This window comes from Streptomyces sp. RB17 (genome assembly GCF_009604455.1).
In the GTDB taxonomy this organism is placed as follows: Bacteria; Actinomycetota; Actinomycetes; order Streptomycetales; family Streptomycetaceae; genus Streptomyces.
This window is the reverse complement of the sequence record NZ_WEGL01000004.1, coordinates 789,269-810,335: the sequence shown is the minus strand read 5'-3', so window position 1 is coordinate 810,335 and position 21,067 is coordinate 789,269. Positions and strand designations below refer to the sequence as shown.

Genomic DNA, 21,067 nt, shown 5'->3' with positions numbered 1-21,067 from the left:
GCCACTTACCCTGGACATGTGCCAAAGACGAAAAAGGCGAAGGACCACAAATCCTCCAAGGGATCGAAGGATTCTGCGCAGGCGAAGGCGTCGTCCGTGACCAAGCAGTCGAAGCAGGCCCAACAGGCCCCGCAGATGAGCGACGAGAAGGGGCTCGACTTCGCGCGCGCCTGGGTGGAGTTTCCTGACCCTGCGGACGACGAGCAGGTCTTCCGCTGTGATCTGACATGGCTGACCTCTCGCTGGAACTGCATCTTCGGCAGCGGCTGCCAGGGCATCCAGGCGGGCCGCGCGGACGACGGGTGCTGCTCGCTGGGCGCGCACTTCTCGGACGAGGACGACGAGAAGCGGGTCGCCGAGCATGTGGCGCGGCTCACGCCGGAGATCTGGCAGCACCATGACGAGGGCAAGCGGAACGGCTGGGTCTCCAAGGACGAGGAGGGCTCCCGGCAGACCCGCCCCTTCCAGGGCTCCTGCATCTTCCAGAACCGGCCCGGTTTCGCGGGCGGCGCGGGCTGCTCGCTGCACATCCTCGCACTGCGGGAGGGCCGGGAGCCGTTGGAGACCAAGCCGGACGTGTGCTGGCAGCTGCCGATCCGGCGGACGTACGACTGGATCGACCGCCCCGACGACACGCGGGTCCTGCAGATCTCCATCGGCGAGTACGACCGCCGGGGCTGGGGTCCGGGCGGGCACGACCTGCACTGGTGGTGCACCTCGGCGACCTCCGCACACGGCGCGGGCGATCCGGTGTACGTCTCCTACCGGGCCGAGCTGACCGAACTGATGGGCAAGGCCGGCTACGACCGCCTGGCCGAACTCTGCGAACGGCGCCTCGCCTCCCAGCTGCCCCTGCTCGCCCCCCACCCCGCCGACCCGGCCCCTTAACGCGCCCACACGCCGACGTTGGTGCCGGCCGCGGCGGAACGGCGAGCCGGCGCGGCGTTGGTGCCGGCCACTGCGGGACCGTGATCGGCAGATCTGTTCCACCCACCCAGTTCCCTCGATCGCCATGGTTCCGGCACGGCACTGTCTGACCTGTGGTTTTCTCCCCGTCCCGGACTCGGCCGCCCCGCCCCTCGGAACGAATCTGCCCATCGCCGATCCCACGCGCCGAAAGCGGCCGAGCCTCCGGGCAAGCCTTGTCCGGGGCCGTCGGGCCACCGGGCCGTCGGCATGCCTGCGGCCGGGAATGCCCGAGCGGGGCTCGGCGTACATCCGTCCGCCCCGCTCCCCCTCTCTCTCCCCTCCTCTCCCCTCCGTCTCACCTTCCCCGCCCCAGGACCCGCCCTAGCTCCCCGACGGACTGGGCGTATCGCCGTCGGACGGAGTCGGTGTCGGAGTCGGGGAGCCAGGGGGTGAGGTGGGTTCGGTGGGGGTGGACGGGGGATCGGTCGGCGGGGTGGGTTGGGTGGAGGGGGGGTCGGTGGGGGGTGTCGTGGGCGGGGTGGGGGTGGCGGACGTGGGGGGAGGGGTGGGGTGGTGGGTCGGCGCCGTGCCGTAGCCGTCGATCGTGACCACCGCGCCGGCCGGGGAGATCGCCACCTGTGCGTGCCAGTGGCCGGAGGGCTCGCGGAGGTGGTCGACGTACACCTTGATCGTCAACGTGCCGCCGGGGTTCAGGGTTCCCATGGACTGGCTCAGGTAGAGCCAGGGCGCCGTCGTGGACGCGGACCAGCGGACCGGGGAGGAGCCGGAGGCGGTGAGGGTCATCAGGGTCGTGTCGCCGTCGTTCGCCGCGCTGACGTCGAGCCGGCCGGCACCCTTGTCGCCCACTCCGGACACGCTGACGACCTCCACGGAGACGTCCGCGTTGCCGTTCCTGCCCACGCGGGCGCCGGGCTTCACGCTCGCGTTCCCGGCGTTCTCGTAGCCGCCGGCCGAGTCACTGCCGAGGGCGTCGGGGCCCTGGGCCTCGCGCGCGGTGGCGGGGTGGCCGTCCCCGTCCGCCGTCGGCGTGCCCCGGTAGGCGGCCCACAGCGCGAGCACGGGAGCGGCCACCACCGTGGCGACGACCGTCGTCGTCACCGCACGCGCGCGTAGCCGGTCGCGGCGGGCCGCTCGGTCCTTGGGGTCCATGGGGAAGCCGCGCCGGTCGAAGCGGGGGGCCGCCGCGCCACGCGCGCGTGGATGGTGCGCCAGGGCCATGTGAAGGGCCGCGCGGGGTGCCTCGAGGACCGGCAGCTCGGCCGGGGTGACCGTGGCGCCGGGCCAGTGGCCGGGGACGGCACGCTCGGCGATGCGGCGGCAGCGCGGGCAGTCGTCGACGTGGCGGACCAGCTCGCGGCGCAGGGCCGTGCTCAGGACCAGTCCGCTGTCCCCCGTGAGGTGGGCCACGCTCGGGCAGCCGCCGGTCTCGACGACAGCGAGGGCCGCCCGGGTGCGCTCGACCTCGCAGGCTGCGGAGGCGAGCAGCTCGCGTGCGGCCGCCGGTTCCATGCCGAGGACGGCGGCGACCTCGGGCGGGGCCAGGTGGTGGCGGACGGCCAGCTCCAGGGCCTCGCGCTGCTCGGGGGTCGTACCGGCCGCCTCCGGCCAGGCCAGCAGGGCCAGTTCGCGGCGCCGGCGCTCCTGCACCTCCGGGGCGACCGGCGGATCGGACGCCTGGTTCCCGGTCGCCGGGCGGCCCGCCGCATGAGTGGCCTGACGTTTCTGCTTGGCCTCGGCCAGCTTGCGCAGGCACGCCCAGCGGGCCAGCGCGTACAGCCAGGCCCTGCGGTCGCCGGAGGCCTCCGGGGCGCGGTGGCCGCGCCGCTCGGCCAGGGCGAGGACGTCGCCGAGGGCGGCGGTGGCCGCGTCGTGGTCGCACAGCACCGACAGACAGTAGGTGAACAGCCCGTCCAGGTACGGTTCGTAGCGCGCCGGCGGCCGCTGGGCGAGGGTGCGCGCGGCGGCGCGGTCGCGCCCCTGGCGGGCCTCGCGGGCGGTCTCTCCCGTTGCGCGCCCCTTCCGCGCCTCTCGTGCTGCACGCGCCTCGCCGCGCGCCCGGTGCGCGCCGGGGGTGCGGGTGGTCGTCTCCGGACTGCTGCTCATCACCCGTGCGACCGTAGGCGGCGGCGGAGTGCCCGTTCTTGAAGCTTGAGCTCTTTTAATCCGTACGGGTGAAACGATCCCTCATAAGGGGACAGGAACCCTTTCTTCCGTGGCCCGAGCCCGACGGGTGGTGGCCGGTACCGGATCACCCGCACACGGCCCGGGGACCCGTTGTCAGTGCCGCGGGCTACGGTTTCCGCATGGCTGCCCGTACCAAGACCCCCAAGGACCGCCCGTCCTACCGCTGCACCGAGTGCGGCTGGCAGACGGCCAAGTGGCTCGGCCGCTGCCCCGAGTGCCAGGCGTGGGGCACGGTCGAGGAGTACGGCGCGCCCGCGGTCCGTACGACGGCACCGGGCCGGGTGACGACGTCCGCGCTGCCCATCGGGCAGGTCGACGGCCGGCAGGCCACCGCCCGCACCACCGGCGTGCCCGAGCTGGACCGGGTGCTCGGCGGCGGCCTGGTGCCCGGCGCGGTCGTGCTGCTAGCGGGCGAGCCCGGCGTCGGCAAGTCCACGCTGCTGCTGGACGTGGCCGCCAAGTCCGCGAGCGCCGAGCACCGCACCCTCTATGTGACCGGCGAGGAGTCCGCGAGCCAGGTGCGGCTGCGCGCGGACCGAATCCGCGCCCTCCATGACGAGCTGTATCTGGCCGCCGAGACGGATCTGTCCGCCGTCCTCGGCCACTTGGACGAGATCAAGCCCTCCCTGCTGATCCTCGATTCGGTGCAGACGGTCGCCTCCCCGGAGATCGACGGCGCGCCCGGCGGCATGGCCCAGGTGAGGGAGGTCGCGGGCGCGCTCATCCGCGCCTCCAAGGAGCGCGGGATGTCCACGCTCCTGGTGGGCCACGTCACGAAGGACGGGGCGATCGCGGGCCCCCGCCTGCTGGAGCACCTCGTGGACGTCGTCCTGCACTTCGAGGGCGACCGGCACGCGCGCCTGCGCCTGGTGCGCGGCGTGAAGAACCGCTACGGCGCCACGGACGAGGTCGGCTGCTTCGAACTGCACGACGAGGGCATCACGGGCCTTACGGACCCCAGCGGACTTTTCCTGACCCGTCGTGCCGAACCGGTCCCCGGCACCTGTCTGACCGTCACCCTGGAGGGCCGCCGCCCGCTGGTGGCCGAGGTGCAGGCGCTGACCGTCGACTCCCAGATCCCCTCCCCGCGGCGCACGACGTCGGGTCTGGAGACCTCACGCGTGTCGATGATGCTGGCCGTCCTGGAGCAGCGCGGCCGGATCAGCGCGCTCGGTAAGCGGGACATCTACTCCGCGACGGTCGGCGGGGTGAAGCTGTCGGAGCCGGCCGCCGACCTCGCCATCGCCCTCGCGCTGGCCTCCGCCGCCAGCGACACCCCGCTGCCGAAGAACCTGGTCGCGATCGGCGAGGTGGGCCTCGCGGGCGAGGTGAGACGGGTCACGGGCGTACAGCGCAGGCTCGCCGAGGCGCACCGGCTGGGCTTCACCCACGCGCTCGTGCCGACCGATCCGGGCAAGGTGCCGCCCGGCATGAAAGTCCTGGAAGTCGCCGACATGGGGGACGCGCTGCGGGTGCTGCCGCGCGCCCGTCGCCGAGAGGCCCCACGGGAGGCGGAGGACCGCCGGTAGACTTTGCCCTGGTCTCGCCCGTCCGTACGAACCGAGTGCGGGTCACGGGGGCGCGTCAGAACCTGCGACCGGAGGAGTGCAGTGGCAGCCAACGACCGGGCAGCAGCTCCCGGAAAAATCGGTGGGAGTGCCGGTTCCGATGGCCTGATGCGCGCCTCGCTGAGCGCCGTGGCTCCTGGTACGGCCCTGCGTGACGGCCTCGAGCGCGTGCTGCGCGGCAACACCGGCGGGCTGATCGTCCTCGGCTCCGACAAGACGGTGGAGGCGATGTGCACGGGCGGGTTCGTGCTGGACGTCGAGTTCACCGCGACCCGGCTGCGGGAGCTGTGCAAGCTGGACGGCGGCATCGTGCTGTCGTCGGACCTGTCGAAGATCCTCCGCGCGGGCGTGCAGCTGGTGCCGGACCCGACGATCCCCACGGAGGAGACGGGCACCCGGCACCGTACGGCGGACCGGGTCAGCAAGCAGGTCGGCTTCCCGGTCGTCTCCGTCTCCCAGTCGATGCGGCTGATCGCCCTCTACGTCGACGGTCAGCGCCGGGTCCTGGAGGACTCGGCGGCGATCCTGTCCCGCGCGAACCAGGCGCTGGCCACGCTGGAGCGGTACAAGCTGCGGCTGGACGAGGTGGCCGGCACCCTCTCCGCGCTGGAGATCGAGGACCTGGTGACGGTGCGGGACGTGTCCGCCGTCGCGCAGCGTCTGGAGATGGTCCGCCGTATCGCCACCGAAATCGCCGAGTACGTGGTCGAACTGGGCACGGACGGGCGTCTTCTCGCGCTCCAGCTGGAGGAGTTGATCGCCGGGGTCGAGCCCGACCGTGAGCTGGTCGTCCGGGACTACGTCCCCGAGCCGACGGCCAAGCGCTCCCGCACGGTCGAGGAGGCACTGTCCGAGCTGGACGCGCTGACCCACGCGGAGCTGATCGAACTCGGCACGGTGGCGCGGGCGCTGGGCTACGTCGGTTCGCCCGAGACCCTCGACTCCGCGGTGTCCCCGCGGGGCTTCCGGCTGCTGGCCAAGGTTCCGCGGCTTCCGGGCGCGATCATCGACCGGCTGGTGGAGCACTTCGGCGGCCTGCAGAAGCTGCTCGCTGCCAGCGTGGACGACTTGCAGACCGTGGACGGCGTGGGCGAGGCCCGGGCCAGGAGCGTGCGGGAAGGTTTGTCGCGTTTGGCCGAGTCGTCCATCTTGGAGCGGTACGTCTGAGGTTTGGGCCGGGCGCCTATTGGCTCGGAGGCGTGTGTCGTACGGCGGCTGCGGGTCCGTTGTGGCTGTTCGCGCAGTTCCCCGCGCCCCTTGAGCAAGCTGCAGCTCGCCTACCTGAGGGGCGCGGGGAACTGCGCGACAAGCCCCCACTCACCCGCACTCGACCACGAACCGCCGCCGTACCCTTCAGCCGGCTCAGTCGGCCGACAGCACGAAAGACGCCTGCACCTTCCCGAACCCCGGCGCCCCGGCCTCCAGCAGATACGTGCCCGCCTTCGCCGACCCCCCGGAGGCACTCGGCGTCCCACACTGCGGAGCACTCGGCTTGCGGTCCCATTTCACGGTGTACGTGATGCTCTGCCCGGCCGGCACCCGGAACACCAGGCTGCCCGCACCCTTGGGGCAGTCGGCCGACGACCAGAACGCGTCGCTTCCGTCCGCCGGAGTGATGGTCAACACCGCGCTCTTCGGCCCGAGATCGACCTTGCAGTCGGCGGACGAGCCGTTCTTCGCGGTGAGTTCGAAGGTCGGCGTCTGGTCCGGTGAGTAGGAGTTGTGCAGGCTCCGCACGCTCAACGTCACTGCGGAGGACGTGCAGTCGGGCAGGGTGGAGGACGCCGGGAGCGTGTCACCCGTACCCACGCCGCCGCCACCGGAGCCCGCACCCGAGCCGCCGGCCGAGCCGTCACCGGAGCCGGAGGAGCCGGAGGAGCCGCTGCCGCCGCCCGAACCGGAATCGCTCCCACTGGTGCTGCCGCCCGAGTCGTCCCGCCCGCCCGGGTGTTGGCTGATCGCGGGCCCGGACGAGGACGGACCCGGCGTGATGGTGTGCGCGGGATTCTTGCCGTCGGATCCGCCGGCGTTCTTCTTGCCGCCCCCGCCGCCGGTGGTGACGATCCACGTGATCAGCAGCGCCAACACGGCGATCACCGACAGCAGTACGACCCTCCTTCGCCAGTAGATGGAGGAGGGAAGCGGCCCGACCGGATTGCGCAGAGATCCCACGGCGCAAACTGTACGAGAGATCGCCGTACTTGCTGGCCCCACCCGCCGCGCGAGCACCAACTTTTCCGGATCATCATTCCGGCAACTGCGGTCTCACCCAGGGTTCTTCACCCCTGAGCACGCTCGGTGACCGTGCCGTCACCCGTCATGCATGCCGAGCCGTGGCAGGATCGGAAGGCCATGACTGAGAAGCTGCACACTCCCGTGATCGCCTGGTTCGACGCCCACGCCCGCGACCTCCCCTGGCGCCGCCCGGAGGCGGGCCCGTGGGGGGTGATGGTCAGCGAGTTCATGCTCCAGCAGACCCCGGTGAACCGGGTGCTGCCGGTCTACGAGCAGTGGCTGGCCCGCTGGCCGCGCCCCGCCGACCTGGCGAAGGAGGCACCGGGCGAGGCGGTGCGCGCCTGGGGCCGGCTCGGCTACCCGCGCCGGGCCCTGCGGCTGCACGGCGCCGCGCTGGCCATAACGGAACGGCACGGCGGGGACGTACCGACGGAGCACGCGCAGCTGCTGGCACTGCCCGGTATCGGCGAGTACACGGCCGCCGCGGTGGCCTCGTTCGCGTACGGGCAGCGGCATCCGGTGCTGGACACGAATGTGCGACGGGTGTTCGCGCGGGCGGTGACGGGGGTGCAGTACCCGCCGAACGCGACCACGGCCGCCGAACGCAGACTCGCCCGTGAGCTGCTGCCCGCGGACGAGAGGACGGCGGCGCGCTGGGCCGCGGCCTCCATGGAACTGGGCGCGCTGGTGTGCACCGCGAAGAACGAGGGGTGCGGGCGCTGCCCGATCGCCGCGCAGTGCGCCTGGCGGCTGGCCGGCAAGCCGGAGCACGAGGGGCCACCACGTCGTGGGCAGACGTACGCCGGTACGGACCGGCAGGTGCGCGGCAAGCTGCTCGCCGTCCTGCGGGAGGCGCATGCGCCGGTGCCGCAGGCCGTGTTGGACCGGGTGTGGCACGAGCCGGTGCAGCGCGCCCGCGCGCTCGACGGGCTCGTCGCGGACGGTCTGGTGGAGCCGCTTCCGGGCGGTCTGTATCGGCTGCCGCTGAGCTGACGGACAGCCAAGTCACAGCCGTCGTGCCTCTGTTACGGAGCAATTTGGCCGACAAAGGCCCACATAAAGGGACATAACAGTCGCACCCTTTACCCCGTTCCTACGGCTGTTACACAACCGCCGGATAGCCGATTGCTAGCCGCAGGCTGGTTCGGACAGCGCCGTGACAACCACTCCCTAACTTCTTTTCCGTGCCCGGCAGACCACCGGACACGGGGAACGAACGCAGGACTTCAGGCACGGGCCGGAGTAAACGGGGAACGGAGGCGGTTGATCATGGCGCAGGGCGAGGTGCTCGAGTTCGAGGAGTACGTCCGCACCCGGCAGGACGCGCTGCTGCGCAGCGCACGCCGACTGGTCCCGGACCCGGTCGACGCCCAGGACCTGCTGCAGACGGCGCTGGTGCGCACGTACGGCCGCTGGGAGGGCATCGCCGACAAGCGGCTCGCCGACGCCTATCTGCGCCGGGTCATGATCAACACCCGTACGGAGTGGTGGCGGGCGCGCAAGCTGGAGGAGGTCCCTACCGAGCAGCTGCCCGACGCGTCCGTGGACGACTCCACCGAACAGCACGCCGACCGGGCCCTGCTGATGGACGTCATGAAAGTGCTCGCACCGAAGCAGCGCAGTGTTGTAGTACTGCGACACTGGGAGCAGATGTCCACTGAGGAAACGGCCGCGGCCCTCGGCATGTCGGCCGGTACGGTCAAGAGCACGCTGCACCGGGCGCTCGCCCGGCTCCGCGAGGAGCTGGAGGCCCGCGATCTGGACGCACGCGCGCTGGAGCGTGAGGAGCGGGAGCGTTGCGCGGCCTGACCGGGGCCGGGCCCGACGGGGCCCGAGGCACTACACAGGCGGTGATCACGGTGGGGGCCGTGCTCGCCGCCATCGCCCTTTTCGTCGCCGCGTGCGGCACCGGGGGCACGGGGACCCGGGACGAGGGCCCGGCGCATGCGTCGGCGGTCGCGGGAGCCGTCGCCTCGCCCAGTCCGAGCACGACCACCGGCTACCGGCGGGTGGACGCGGTCGCGCTGATCAAGAAGGACCCGGCGGTCTCCCCCACGGTGAAGCGCGGGCTGAAGCCGTGCGGTACCGACGGCTACCCGATCGACGTCACCTACGGCTATCTGACCGGCGGATCCGTCAACGACATCCTGATCAACGTGTCGGCCTGCAGTGACTGGGTGGGCATCGGCACATACGTGTACCGGGACGTCGCAGGCACGTACAAGAATGTGTTCAAGGCGGAGGACTCGCCGGTCGTCGCGGAGATCGACGGCACCGACCTGACCGTGACGAAGCAGGTGTACGACACGGACGACCAGATGTCGAACCCGTCGCGGGAGACCGTGATCACCTACAGGTGGAAGGCGGGCCGCTTCAACGAGCGGTACCGGCACGACACCTACTACAGCAGAACCGGTGGCGACGCGGCGTCCGCGTCGGACAACTGAACCCCCACGACTGAACCCCCCACGCACGCACACAAGGACTGAGAGCACCGGGATGGCAGACCAGACCCACGTCCTGTTCGTCGAGGACGACGACGTCATCCGCGAGGCCACCCAGCTCGCCCTGGAACGCGACGGCTTCGCGGTCACCGCCATGCCCGACGGCCTGTCGGGCCTGGCGGCGTTCCGGGCGAACCGCCCCGACATCGCCCTGCTGGACGTCATGGTCCCCGGTCTGGACGGCGTCAGCCTGTGCCGTCGCATCCGGGACGAGTCGACCGTGCCGGTGATCATGCTGTCGGCGCGCGCCGACTCCATCGACGTCGTCCTCGGCCTGGAGGCGGGCGCCGACGACTATGTGACCAAGCCGTTCGACGGCGCCGTGCTGGTCGCGCGGATCCGGGCGGTGCTGCGTCGCTTCGGGCACGCGGGCGGCGGCGACCGGGCCGAGGCGGCGGAGGACACGATGACCGGGGGCGTGCTCACCTTCGGGGACCTGGAGATCGACACCGAGGGCATGGAGGTGCGCCGGGCCGGGCAGCCGGTCGCGCTCACCCCGACCGAGATGCGGCTGCTGCTGGAGTTCTCCTCGGCGCCGGGCACCGTGCTCTCCCGCGACAAGCTGCTGGAGCGCGTCTGGGACTACGGCTGGGGCGGGGACACCCGGGTCGTCGACGTGCATGTGCAGCGGCTGCGCCAGAAGATCGGCCAGGACCGGATCGAGACGGTCCGCGGCTTCGGCTACAAGCTGAAGGCCTGAGCGGGCGGCATGCGGGGGATCCTTCGGTACCCGGTCCGGCGCATGGAGCGCGCGGGCCTGCACACCGGGCTCAGATGGAAGCTCAGCGCGGCGATCGCGCTGGTGGCCGGCCTGGTGGCGATCGCGCTGAGTCTGGTCGTGCACAACGCGGCCCGGGTCTCGATGCTGGACAACGCACGCGACCTGGCCAGCCAGCGCGTCCAGTACGCGCAGCGCAACTACGAACTGAGCCGGCGGCCGAACTTCCCCAACATCAAGGTCGACGACCCGGAACTGCCGGACTCGATGCGCGAGATGGTGGAGCAGGGCCGGAAGGCCAGCGATGTCATCGATCACGGCGGGGTGCCGGACATCTGGGCGGCCGTGCCGGCCAAGGACGGGCATGTGCTGTCCCTGCACACCCACATGCCGGACCGTTCCACCGATGTGATGAAGGACCTCGACCAGGCGCTGGTCATCGGCTCCGTCGCGGTCGTGCTCGGTGGCAGCGCACTCGGCGTGCTGATCGGCGGGCAGCTGTCCCGGCGGCTGCGCAAGGCGGCCGCCGCGGCGAACCAGGTCGCCAGGGGCGAGACCGACGTCCGGGTGCGGGAGGCCATCGGCGGGGTCGTACGGGACGAGACCGACGATCTCGCGCGCGCGGTGGACGCCATGGCGGACGCGCTGCAGCAGCGCCTCGAGGCCGAGCGGCGGGTCACCGCCGACATCGCGCACGAGTTGCGCACCCCGGTGACCGGCCTGCTCACGGCCGCCGAACTGCTCCCCCCGGGCCGCCCGACCGAACTCGTCCTGGACCGGGCCAAGGCGATGCGCACGCTCGTCGAGGACGTCCTGGAGGTCGCCCGTCTGGACGGCGCCTCGGAGCGGGCGGAACTGCAGGACATCATGCTCGGCGAGTTCGTCTCCCGGCGCGTGGCCGCCAAGGACCCGGGGATCGAAGTAAGGGTGGTGCACGAGTCGGAGGTCACCACCGACCCGCGCCGACTGGAGCGGGTGCTGTTCAACCTGCTCGCCAATGCCGCCCGGCACGGCAGGCCGCCGATCGAGGTGACCGTCGAGGGCCGGGTCATCCGGGTCCGCGACCACGGTCCCGGCTTCCCCGAGGAACTGCTCGCCGAGGGACCGAGCCGCTTCCGCACGGGCAGCAAGGACCGCGCCGGTACGGGCCATGGGCTGGGCCTGACCATCGCGGCGGGCCAGGCCCGGGTGCTCGGTGCCCGGCTGACGTTCCGCAACGTACGGCCCGCCGGGACCCCCGACGGCATCCCCGCGGAGGGCGCGGTGGCGGTGCTGTGGCTGCCGGAACACGCGCCGACCGCCACGGGAAGCTATCCGACGCTGCCGTTGTCGGGGGGCAGCGCCCCGTAAGGGGCGCGGGGAACTGCGCGAGCAACCACGCCGGTGCCGCAGACGCGCGACGGCATGACGCGGCACCCCTGCCGGCGCACTCAGCGAAGCAGCGAGTCGGTGAGAAGCTCTGCGGCGGTCCCATCGAGCGGCGCGTGCCCCAACAGAAACCGGTACCAGAAGAACCCGTAGAACTGATCGACCAGCAGGTCGACATCCCGGTCGGCGGACAGTTCCCCCCGTTCCCGGCCCCGTTCGAGAATCCGCCGGACAGCCGCCCGACGTGACTCGGTGAACGTCCGCATCAGCTCGGCCAGATGCGGATCCCGGGCCGCCTCCCGGACGAGGGTGCGCAGAGCCGGGCCGGACGGCGGACGCCGCGACGCCTCGAAGGTGGCGACCGCCAGCTCCCGCAGATCCGCCCGGAGGCTCCCCGTGTCCGGCGCCGGCACGTCCTGGGCGGCGCGGTCGGTGAGGGCGTCCAGCAGGACGGCTCCCTTCGAGGGCCACCAGCGGTAGAGGGTCTGCTTCCCCACCCCGGCCGCGCGCGCGATCGTCTCCACACTCACCGGGGCACCGTCGGCGTCGGCGAGCAGTTCCAGCGCGGCGTCGAGGATCGCCCGGCGCGCGGCCTCGTTACGGCGGCGCCCGGTGTGCGGGCGGGGTTCGTTGCTGTCGTGCACGGGCCCATCCTCTCCGAGTCCCGACGGCCTCCCGAACCGCGGGATGGCGGCCAGGCCCAGACATCGCTTGACGAGACCGCCGGTCTCGGTAACACTTTAACGAGACCGGCAGTCTCGGCAACGAGTCGGAGCCCGGTGATTCCTCGGGAGAGAGCCACTCATGAGCACTTCGAACAGCCCTGTGCCTGCCCTCGCCGGACAGCGTGTCGTCGTCATGGGCGGCAGTTCCGGAATCGGCGAGGCGGCGGCCGCGTTCTTCGCGGCGGACGGCGCGGAGGTGGTCATCACCGGCCGCAGTCAGGACCGCCTCGCCGCCGCGGCGGACCGGATCGGCGGCAAGGTCTCGACCTACCGGCTGGACGGGGCGGACCGCGCCGCGGTGGACGCCTTCTTCGCCGGCTCCGGGCCCCTCGACCACCTGGTCGTCGCGCTCAGCGGCAGCAAGGGAGGCGGCCCCTTCGCCGAACTGGACCTGGCCGAGCTGGCGGAGGGCTTCGACGGCAAGTTCTGGCCGCACGTCCATGTGCTCCAGGCCGCGCTACCGGCGCTGCGCCGCGACGGCTCGGTGACGCTGGTGACCGCCGCCTCCGCCCGCGCCGCCCTGCCCGGCACCGCCGGCCTCGCCGCGATCAACGGCGCCCTGGAGGCGATGGTCCCGCCCCTCGCGGTGGAACTGGCCCCGCTCCGGATCAACGCCGTCTCCCCCGGCGTCGTCGACACCCCCTGGTGGAACGGCGTACCGACCGAACAGCGCCGGGCCCTCTTCGACGGCTTCGCCGCGATCACCCCCGTCGGCCGCGTCGGCCGTCCGAACGACATCGCCCGCGCCATCCACATGCTCGCGGCCAACGACTTCGTGACGGGCGTGGTACTGGAGGCGACGGGTGGAGCGACCTTGGCAACGGGGCGCTGACAAGGGCTCAGCAGGGGCACGGGGCTGTACCGAGTGCGGTCCGCCGCGTGCGCGTGACCGGTCACGACGGCGCCCCGGCCACCGGACCGCAGAGCGCCCCGAGTCATGAGGCCCTCAGCAAGCCCAGTCGCGCTCCAGATCCAGCCCGCCCTCCCGCCGCTGGGTGAAGGAGAACCAGTTGCCGGAGTCGTCCCGGAAGAGCGCCTCCGTGCCGTACGGCCGCTCCTGAGGCTCCTGGAGGAACTCCACCCCACGGTCCTTGAGCTTCTTGTAGTCGCCGTGGATGTCGTCCGTCACCAACACCCCTGCGCCGAGCGCCCCCTTGGCGACGAGCGTCCGCATCATCCCGGCTGACTCGGGGTCCATCGCGGGCGGCCCCGGCACCATGAGCGTCAGCTCCACGTCGGGCTGGCCGGGGGCGCCGACGGTCAGCCAGCGCGCACCGCCCTCCCCCATGGTCATGTCCGTGCGGACCTCGAGCCCCAGCTTCTGGGTGTAGAACTCCTTGGCCCGGTCCTGGTCCAGCACCCAGACGGTGGTGATGGCAAGCCCCTTGATCATGTTTCTGCTCTCCTGTCGGCGGATTCCCTCTCGTCACGGTAGGCAGGACCGGCGCCGGACCGCTTCTCCGATCTTGCGGTGCTGAATCCGCCGGCCCAGAGCATGGCGTAGCACCCGGGTATCAGAGAGGCCCCGCGCCCCACGTGCCGCGCGCGGTACTCGCTCGGGGTGAGTCCGGTGCGGGCCTTGAAACGGGCGGAGAACGTGCCGAGGCTGCTGAAGCCGACCAGGGTGCAGATCTCGGTCACGGTGAGGCTGGCGCAGCGCAGCATCTCCGCGGCGCGCTCGATCCGCCGGTGGGTCAGATACTGGCCCGGCGTCTCGCCGTAGACGTCCTTGAAGGCGCGCAGGAAGTGATACCGCGAGTACCCGGCGCAGGCCGCCACGGCGTCCAGATCGAGACCGGGGTCCGCCCAGTCCCGGTCCATAGCGTCCTTGGCCAGACGCAGCCGCCGCACTTTGTCCATGCAGCCGATGGTGACACGGGGCACTGACAACGCCACGGGCAAAGAAGAAGACCCCGGGGGCGGACACCGACCCGGGGTCTTCAGTTCAGGTGAGCCTCAGACCGCCTCGACGACCTGCACCGGAGCCGCGTCCTCGTCGCTCTTCGCCGAAGGCATCGCGCCCTTGAGCGGAACCTCCTTCACGAACACCGCCGCGGCCAGCACGAGCACCGCGATCCCCGCGCCCAGCAGGAACGCCGAGTGCGTACCGGCGGACACCGCGTACTGGTACGCGTCCCGGACCGGGGCCGGCAGCATCTTCAGGTGCTTCGCGTCCAGCGCCGCGGACTTCTCGGTGACGCCCTTGCCCAGCGCACCGGCCCGCTCGGCCATCACGTGCTTGACCCGGTCGTTGAACAGCGCGCCCATGATGGCCACACCGAAGGAGGAGCCGAGCGTACGGAACAGGGTCGTGGACGACGACGCGACGCCCATGTCCTTCATCTCCACGCTGTTCTGCGCCACCAGCATGGTGATCTGCATCAGGCAGCCCATGCCCAGACCCAGCACGGCCATGTAGATGCCGGAGGTCAGCCGGGTCGTACCCGTGTCCATCAGCGACAGCAGATACAGCCCGACGATCATCAGCGCACCGCCGACGATCGGGAAGATCTTGTAGCGGCCGCTGTTGGTGGTGACCCGGCCCGCGACCATCGAGGTCACGAGCATCGCACCGAGCATCGGCAGGAGCAGCAGACCGGAGTTGGTCGCGGAGGCGCCCTGCACCGACTGCTGGTACAGCGGCAGGTAGAGCGTGGCGCCGAACATCACGAAGCCGGTGATGAAGCCGATGACGGACATCAGCGTGAAGTTGCGGCTGCGGAACATGTGCAGCGGTACGACCGGCTCGGTGGCCCTGGTCTGCCACCACACGAAGCCGATCAGCGCGACGACGCCGATGCTGGTCAGCTCCATGATCCGCGCGGAGGTCCAGGCGTACTCGCTGCCGCCCCAGGTGGTGACCAGCACGATCGCGGTGATGCCGACGGTCAGCAGCGCGACACCCAGGTAGTCGATGCGCGCCTGCGACCGCTTCTTCGGCAGGTGCAGTACGGCGGTGACCAGCGCGAGGGCCACGGCCCCGAGCGGCAGGTTGATGTAGAAGGACCAGCGCCAGCCCCAGTTGTCGGTGATGGTGCCGCCGACCAGCGGGCCGCCGATCATCGCCAGCGCCATGACGCCGGCCATCATGCCCGTGTACTTGCCGCGCTCCCGCGGCGGGATCAGATCGCCGATGATCGCCATGACGCCGACCATCAGACCGCCGGCACCCAGGCCCTGTACGGCCCGGAAGCCGATGAGCTCGCCCATGTTCTGGGCCATGCCGCTGAGCGCCGAGCCGATCAGGAAGATCACGATCGAGGTGAGGAACGAGCCCTTGCGCCCGAACATGTCACCGAGCTTGCCCCAGATCGGGGTGGAGGCGGCGGTGGCGAGGGTGTAGCCGGTGACCACCCAGGACAGGTGCTCCAGGCCGCCCAGCTCGCCCACGATCGTCGGCATCGCCGTACCCACGATCATGTTGTCGAGCATCGCGAGCATCATCGCGATCATGAGTGCGAGCAGGACCACTCGCACGCTCTTGGGCTGTTTGCCCTCCGGTTTGCTTTCCATGACGCTTTCGACCGTGTCCGCCATCTCTTCCCATTCCCCCTGCGGCGGCTACTTACTTGCCGCCCGGCTAGTTCAGTACACTGGGAAGGTAGCCTGCCACTAGCCGGTCGTCAAGTAAGTTTCCGCGGGAGCGCAAGGAGTACGAGGATGGGCGTCACCATGGACGGCACGAAGCAACAGCGCCGCGGCAACACCCGCCAGCGCATCCAGGACGTGGCGCTCGAACTCTTCGCGGAGCAGGGCTACGAGAAGACCTCGCTGCGCGAGATCGCCGAGCGTCTCGACGTCACGAAGGCGGCCCTGTACTACCACTTCAAGACGAAGGAAGAGATCATCGTCAGCCTCTTCGAGGATCTGACGAAGCCGATCGAGGACCTGATCGAGTGGGGCCGCAGCCAGCCGCCCACCCTTCAGACCAAGCAGGAGATGGTACGGCGCTACAGCCGCGTGCTGGCCGACGCCGAACCGCTCTTCCGCTTCATGCACGACAACCAGGGCACGGTCCGGGACCTGCGCATCGGCGACATCTTCAAAGACCGGATGCGCGATCTGCGGGACATCCTCATCGACCCGAAGGCCGAGCTCGTCGACCAGGTGCGCTCGGTCAGCGCGCTGTTCACCCTGCACGCGGGGATGTTCCTGATGCAGGACCTCGAAGGCGACTTCGAGAAGAAGCGCACGACAGTCCTCGAAGTCGCCCTGGACCTGATCACCCAGGCGCACGAACACGCACGCCGGCAGGACTGACTCAGAGGCTGATGCCCTTGGCCCGCAGGAAGGCGACCGGGTCGACGGCGGAGCCGTGGTGCGGGGTCTTGCGGACCTCGAAGTGCAGGTGCGGGCCGGTGGAGTTGCCGGTGGAGCCGGACCGGGCGATGTGCTGGCCGGTCTTGACGATCTGGCCGGCCTTGACGTCGATCCGGGACAGGTGCGCGTACTGCGTGTAAGCGCCGTTGCCGTGCGAGATGACAACGGCGTTGCCGTACGCCGCGCCGTCACCGGCGCCGCCCGGGCCGGCCTTGACGACGGTGCCGCCGTGCGCGGCGACGACGTCGGTGCCGGTCGGTACGGCGAAGTCCTGGCCACTGTGCCTGGCGCCCCAGTGGCTGCCGGCCTGCGCGAAGCTCGCGGAGAGCGTGTACGGCTTCACCGGGTGGACCCAGGAGGCCGCGGAGGGTGCGGCGGCGCTCGCGACTCCGGTCCCCAGCACGGCCGCGGCCGCGGTTCCGGCGGCCAGGACGGCCACGCGGGAACGGAGCGAGGACGTACGGGAAGAACGGGACGTGACGCGCGGGGACATCGAAACCTCGTGGAGTCGGGGGCAGAATCGCCACCCGGTGAACGGTCGTTCCACCGAGCGGCCAATCCTGGATAACCCGGCACCCTGCCCGCACCAAAACGCCTCGTCTACGGCGTTCAGTAGTAGATGCGCCCCTTTACTTGCCCTTGAAGCTCTCTTTACCTGGCGGATTTACCGGCGGATCAATCCCACTATCCGAGCTAGTAAGGGACATATCGCCTGTGCGGCATATCACCGGCGACCCAATGCGGCGATCGTGGAAATGTGACGCACACCTCTGGTCACCTACCGTTCAGTAACCCTACGGTTCCCCTCGCGCCACCCTCACCTCAGATCATGCCCCTGACATTTCAGGCTTGCGTACGGACGTGAGAGGACCCCCACCGATGACCAGACGCCCCTGGGCGCTCCGCATTTCCGCAACCGCCGTCTCAGTGGCCGCCCTGGCCGCGATGGCCGCCCCGGCCCACGCGGCGGACGACACGGCGACCACGAGCAGCACCACCGCCAAGGTGGACTACGCCACCTGGCAGAAGGACTGCCAGGCCGTGATGGACCAGGCACTGCCGTACCTGAAGGAGCGGATCGCCGACGCCGGGCCGGGCGAGAAGCAGGCGATCGTCTTCGACATCGACAACACCACGCTGGAGACCGACTTCGGCTTCAGCTACCCGCAGCCGGCCAACAAGCCGGTCCTGAACGTCGCGCAGTACGCCCAGGAGCACGGCGTCTCGCTGTTCTTCGTCACGGCGCGCCCGGGCATCATCTACCTGCCCACCGAGTACAACCTCGAACACGACGGCTACGACGTCTCCGGCCTCTATGTCCGCGGCCTGTTCGACCTGTTCAAGGATGTCGCCGCCTACAAGACCGCCCAGCGCGTCGACATCGAGAACAAGGGCTACACGATCATCGCGAACATCGGCAACAGTGCCACCGACCTTTCCGGCGGCCACGCCGAGAAGACCTTCAAACTGCCGGACTACAACGGGCAGTTGTCGTAGGTCACTGCGTTCGCGGGCATGCGGAAGGGGCCGGTGCTGTGCAGCACCGGCCCCTTTCGTTCGGCCATTCCGCCGGAGGCTTACGCCTCCTTGCTCAGGTTCGGTCCGGCACCGCCGGCCGCCTGCTCGATCGGCGGGACGTCGGGCAGCGCCGACTTCTCCTCGCCGCGGAAGGTGAAGGTCTGGGACTCGCCCTCGCCCTCGGTGTCCACGACCACGATGTGACCGGGACGCAGCTCGCCGAAGAGGATCTTCTCCGACAGCGAGTCCTCGACCTCGCGCTGGATCGTGCGGCGCAGCGGACGCGCGCCCAGCACCGGGTCGTAGCCCTTCTTCGCCAGCAGTTCCTTGGCGGACTGGGAGAGCTCGATGCCCATGTCCCGGTCCTTCAGGCGCTCGTCCACCTTGCCGATCATCAGGTCGACGATCCGCAGGATGTCCGCCTGCGTCAGCTGCGGGAAGACGACCACGTCGTCGACGCGGTTGAGGAACTCGGGGCGGAAGTGCTGCTTGAGCTCGTCCGAGACCTTGTTCTTCATGCGCTCGTAGTTCGACTTCGTGTCACCCGTGGCCGCGAAGCCCAGGTTGAAGCCCTTGGAGATGTCCCGGGTGCCGAGGTTGGTCGTCATGATGATGACCGTGTTCTTGAAGTCCACGACCCGGCCCTGGGAGTCGGTCAGGCGACCGTCCTCCAGGATCTGCAGCAGCGAGTTGAAGATGTCCGGGTGGGCCTTCTCGACCTCGTCGAAGAGGACGACCGAGAACGGCTTGCGGCGCACCTTCTCCGTCAGCTGACCGCCCTCTTCGTAGCCCACGTAGCCGGGGGGCGAACCGAAGAGACGCGACACCGTGTGCTTCTCGCTGAACTCCGACATGTCGAGGGAGATCAGCGCGTCCTCGTCGCCGAAGAGGAACTCGGCGAGCGCCTTGGACAGTTCGGTCTTACCGACACCGGACGGGCCGGCGAAGATGAACGAACCACCCGGACGCTTCGGGTCCTTCAGACCGGCGCGCGTACGACGGATCGCCTTCGACAGCGCCTTGACGGCGTCGTTCTGGCCGATGACCCGCTTGTGGAGCTCGTCCTCCATGCGGAGCAGACGGGAGGACTCCTCCTCGGTGAGCTTGAACACCGGGATGCCCGTCGCCGTGGCGAGGACCTCGGCGATCAGCTCGCCGTCGACCTCGGCGACGACGTCCATGTCGCCGGCCTTCCACTCCTTCTCCCGCTTGGCCTTCGCGGCCAGGAGCTGCTTCTCCTTGTCGCGCAGGGAGGCGGCCTTCTCGAAGTCCTGCGAGTCGATCGCGGACTCCTTGTCCCGGCGGACGGCGGCGATCTTCTCGTCGAACTCGCGCAGGTCCGGCGGAGCGGTCATCCGGCGGATGCGCATCCGGGAACCGGCCTCGTCGATCAGGTCGATCGCCTTGTCCGGCAGGAAGCGGTCGGAGATGTACCGGTCGGCCAGGGTGGCGGCCTGGACCAGGGCCTCGTCGGTGATGGAGACGCGGTGGTGCGCCTCGTACCGGTCGCGCAGGCCCTTGAGGATCTCGATCGTGTGCGGCAGGGACGGCTCGGCGACCTGGATGGGCTGGAAGCGGCGCTCCAGGGCCGCGTCCTTCTCCAGGTGCTTGCGGTACTCGTCCAGCGTGGTCGCACCGATGGTCTGCAGCTCACCGCGGGCCAGCATCGGCTTCAGGATGGAAGCCGCGTCGATGGCGCCCTCGGCGGCACCCGCACCGACCAGCGTGTGCAGCTCGTCGATGAACAGGATGATGTCGCCGCGGGTGCGGATCTCCTTGAGCACCTTCTTCAGGCGCTCCTCGAAGTCACCGCGGTAGCGGGAGCCGGCGACCAGGGCGCCGAGGTCCAGCGTGTAGAGGTGCTTGTCCTTCAGCGTCTCGGGCACCTCGCCCTTGACGATGGCCTGGGCGAGGCCCTCGACGACGGCGGTCTTGCCGACGCCGGGCTCACCGATCAGCACCGGGTTGTTCTTGGTACGGCGGGACAGCACCTGCATGACCCGCTCGATCTCCTTCTCGCGCCCGATGACCGGGTCGAGCTTGGACTCACGAGCGGCCTGGGTGAGGTTCCGGCCGAACTGGTCCAGGACGAGGGAGGTCGAGGGCGTGCCCTCGGCCGGGCCGCCGGCGGCGGCGGTCTCCTTGCCCTGGTAACCGGAGAGCAGCTGGATGACCTGCTGCCGCACCCGGTTGAGGTCTGCTCCCAGCTTGACCAGGACCTGGGCGGCGACGCCCTCGCCCTCACGGATCAGGCCGAGCAGGATGTGCTCCGTGCCGATGTAGTTGTGGCCCAGCTGAAGAGCCTCGCGGAGCGACAGCTCCAAGACCTTCTTGGCACGGGGGGTGAAGGGGATGTGGCCGGACGGGGCCTGCTGGCCCTGGCCGATGATCTCCTCCACCTGCTGGCGGACCGCCTCAAGCGAAATGCCGAGGCTCTCCAGGGCCTTAGCGGCGACACCTTCGCCCTCGTGGATGAGACCCAGGAGGATGTGCTCGGTGCCGATGTAGTTGTGGTTGAGCATCCGGGCTTCTTCCTGAGCCAGGACGACAACCCGCCGCGCGCGGTCGGTGAACCTCTCGAACATCGTTAATCGCTCCTCAGAGCGGTCAGGCAGTGGGGGGAACTTCCCCTCCCTGTCCTTCCGCAGCTTAGTCCCGCAAGCGGGGACCGCTCATTCCAACTGCCGACACCGTCGATGGCCTCCTGACCGTGTGCGCCGACATCTGCTCCAACCCGATGGTGCGAGACGATGTTCCCGCAGGCCAGGCAGTTACCCCCATCGCCAGTACGCCGATGGCGAACGTGAGACGGCCCGTCCTGCGTGTCGTCCCCTCCCACTAGGCATGTCTTACCCGCCGGGACTGACACTCCATGCGGCGCGCACCGGTTCCCTCCGCTATGGGCGAACAACCTTGCGCCTCCCCGCACCCCCGCGCGCCCCCTCTTTCGGCACTCTGCGCGATCAATCTGACACGCAGCGTAACCCGGCGGATGCT

19 protein-coding genes are annotated in these 21,067 nt (G+C 70.3%); 11 read left to right on the top strand and 8 right to left on the bottom strand.

From position 1 onward, the window contains the following. Positions 1-135 precede the first annotated feature (135 nt). A complete protein-coding gene (locus SRB17_RS21560) occupies positions 136-888 on the top strand; it encodes a hypothetical protein (protein ID WP_153541347.1) in 753 nt (250 codons plus the stop codon). 402 nt (positions 889-1,290) lie between these two features. Here SRB17_RS21560 and SRB17_RS21555 read toward each other — a convergent pair whose 3' ends face one another. Further along, positions 1,291-3,033 (bottom strand): BACON domain-containing protein, encoded by a 1,743-nt coding sequence (locus SRB17_RS21555; RefSeq protein ID WP_153541007.1) that lies wholly within the window; start codon positions 3,031-3,033, stop codon positions 1,291-1,293. Positions 3,034-3,233: 200 nt separating this feature from the next. Between SRB17_RS21555 and radA the strand changes: the two genes are divergently transcribed. Continuing rightward, positions 3,234-4,643 (top strand): DNA repair protein RadA, encoded by a 1,410-nt coding sequence (radA, locus tag SRB17_RS21550; protein WP_153541004.1) that lies wholly within the window; start codon positions 3,234-3,236, stop codon positions 4,641-4,643. 81 nt (positions 4,644-4,724) lie between these two features. Continuing rightward, positions 4,725-5,849, top strand: coding sequence for a DNA integrity scanning diadenylate cyclase DisA (disA, locus tag SRB17_RS21545; RefSeq protein WP_323376031.1), 1,125 nt, complete (start codon positions 4,725-4,727; stop codon positions 5,847-5,849). Between the two features lie 195 nt (positions 5,850-6,044). Here disA and SRB17_RS21540 read toward each other — a convergent pair whose 3' ends face one another. Beyond that, complete coding sequence (locus tag SRB17_RS21540) at positions 6,045-6,854, bottom strand: hypothetical protein (protein ID WP_323376030.1); 810 nt, start codon at positions 6,852-6,854, stop codon at positions 6,045-6,047. Between the two features lie 180 nt (positions 6,855-7,034). Here SRB17_RS21540 and SRB17_RS21535 point away from each other — a divergent pair, with 180 nt between their 5' ends. The 5 genes from SRB17_RS21535 (at position 7,035) to cseC (ending at position 11,489) form a co-directional block, all read left to right on the top strand. Beyond that, positions 7,035-7,910: an A/G-specific adenine glycosylase gene (locus SRB17_RS21535; RefSeq protein WP_153541000.1), complete on the top strand. Its 876-nt coding sequence runs from the start codon at positions 7,035-7,037 to the stop codon at positions 7,908-7,910. Between the two features lie 276 nt (positions 7,911-8,186). Then, on the top strand, positions 8,187-8,726 hold the full coding sequence (locus SRB17_RS21530; RefSeq protein WP_030751823.1) for a SigE family RNA polymerase sigma factor: 540 nt from the start codon (positions 8,187-8,189) through the stop codon (positions 8,724-8,726). A 41-nt stretch (positions 8,727-8,767) separates the two neighbouring features. Further along, positions 8,768-9,364 carry a hypothetical protein gene (locus SRB17_RS21525; protein ID WP_323376029.1) on the top strand — a complete coding sequence of 199 codons (597 nt, stop codon included), beginning with the start codon at positions 8,768-8,770 and terminating at the stop codon, positions 9,362-9,364. Between the two features lie 52 nt (positions 9,365-9,416). Beyond that, positions 9,417-10,121: a two-component system response regulator CseB gene (gene cseB / locus SRB17_RS21520; RefSeq protein WP_153540996.1), complete on the top strand. Its 705-nt coding sequence runs from the start codon at positions 9,417-9,419 to the stop codon at positions 10,119-10,121. A 9-nt stretch (positions 10,122-10,130) separates the two neighbouring features. After that, a complete protein-coding gene (gene cseC, locus SRB17_RS21515) occupies positions 10,131-11,489 on the top strand; it encodes a two-component system sensor histidine kinase CseC (protein WP_153540993.1) in 1,359 nt (452 codons plus the stop codon). Between the two features lie 80 nt (positions 11,490-11,569). Here cseC and SRB17_RS21510 read toward each other — a convergent pair whose 3' ends face one another. Further along, a complete protein-coding gene (locus SRB17_RS21510) occupies positions 11,570-12,151 on the bottom strand; it encodes a TetR/AcrR family transcriptional regulator (protein ID WP_323376028.1) in 582 nt (193 codons plus the stop codon). A gap of 160 nt (positions 12,152-12,311) precedes the next feature. On the opposite strand from SRB17_RS21510, the gene SRB17_RS21505 reads away from it, so the two are divergent. Next, positions 12,312-13,064, top strand: a complete 753-nt coding sequence (locus SRB17_RS21505; protein WP_228396155.1) for an SDR family oxidoreductase — start codon at positions 12,312-12,314, stop codon at positions 13,062-13,064. Between the two features lie 114 nt (positions 13,065-13,178). Here the strand turns inward: SRB17_RS21505 and SRB17_RS21500 are convergent, their stop codons facing one another. The 3 genes from SRB17_RS21500 to SRB17_RS21490 form a co-directional block, all read right to left on the bottom strand. Beyond that, entirely contained in the window at positions 13,179-13,625 is a 447-nt protein-coding gene (locus tag SRB17_RS21500) for a VOC family protein (RefSeq protein WP_153540988.1), read from the bottom strand. Beyond that, positions 13,622-14,092 carry a helix-turn-helix transcriptional regulator gene (locus SRB17_RS21495; protein ID WP_153540986.1) on the bottom strand — a complete coding sequence of 157 codons (471 nt, stop codon included), beginning with the start codon at positions 14,090-14,092 and terminating at the stop codon, positions 13,622-13,624. Before SRB17_RS21495 ends, SRB17_RS21500 begins: the two co-directional genes overlap by 4 nt. A 96-nt stretch (positions 14,093-14,188) precedes the next feature. Continuing rightward, entirely contained in the window at positions 14,189-15,769 is a 1,581-nt protein-coding gene (locus SRB17_RS21490; RefSeq protein ID WP_153540983.1) for an MDR family MFS transporter, read from the bottom strand. A 123-nt stretch (positions 15,770-15,892) separates the two neighbouring features. On the opposite strand from SRB17_RS21490, the gene SRB17_RS21485 reads away from it, so the two are divergent. Then, entirely contained in the window at positions 15,893-16,492 is a 600-nt protein-coding gene (locus SRB17_RS21485; protein WP_153540980.1) for a TetR/AcrR family transcriptional regulator, read from the top strand. A 1-nt stretch (position 16,493) separates the two neighbouring features. On the opposite strand, the gene SRB17_RS21480 is transcribed toward SRB17_RS21485, so the two are convergent. Next, positions 16,494-17,045: a M23 family metallopeptidase gene (locus tag SRB17_RS21480; RefSeq protein ID WP_153540977.1), complete on the bottom strand. Its 552-nt coding sequence runs from the start codon at positions 17,043-17,045 to the stop codon at positions 16,494-16,496. Positions 17,046-17,431: 386 nt separating this feature from the next. Between SRB17_RS21480 and SRB17_RS21475 the strand changes: the two genes are divergently transcribed. Beyond that, on the top strand, positions 17,432-18,049 hold the full coding sequence (locus tag SRB17_RS21475) for an HAD family acid phosphatase (protein ID WP_153540975.1): 618 nt from the start codon (positions 17,432-17,434) through the stop codon (positions 18,047-18,049). Positions 18,050-18,129: 80 nt separating this feature from the next. Here SRB17_RS21475 and SRB17_RS21470 read toward each other — a convergent pair whose 3' ends face one another. Further along, positions 18,130-20,655: an ATP-dependent Clp protease ATP-binding subunit gene (locus tag SRB17_RS21470; protein WP_153540972.1), complete on the bottom strand. Its 2,526-nt coding sequence runs from the start codon at positions 20,653-20,655 to the stop codon at positions 18,130-18,132. Positions 20,656-21,067 lie beyond the last annotated feature (412 nt).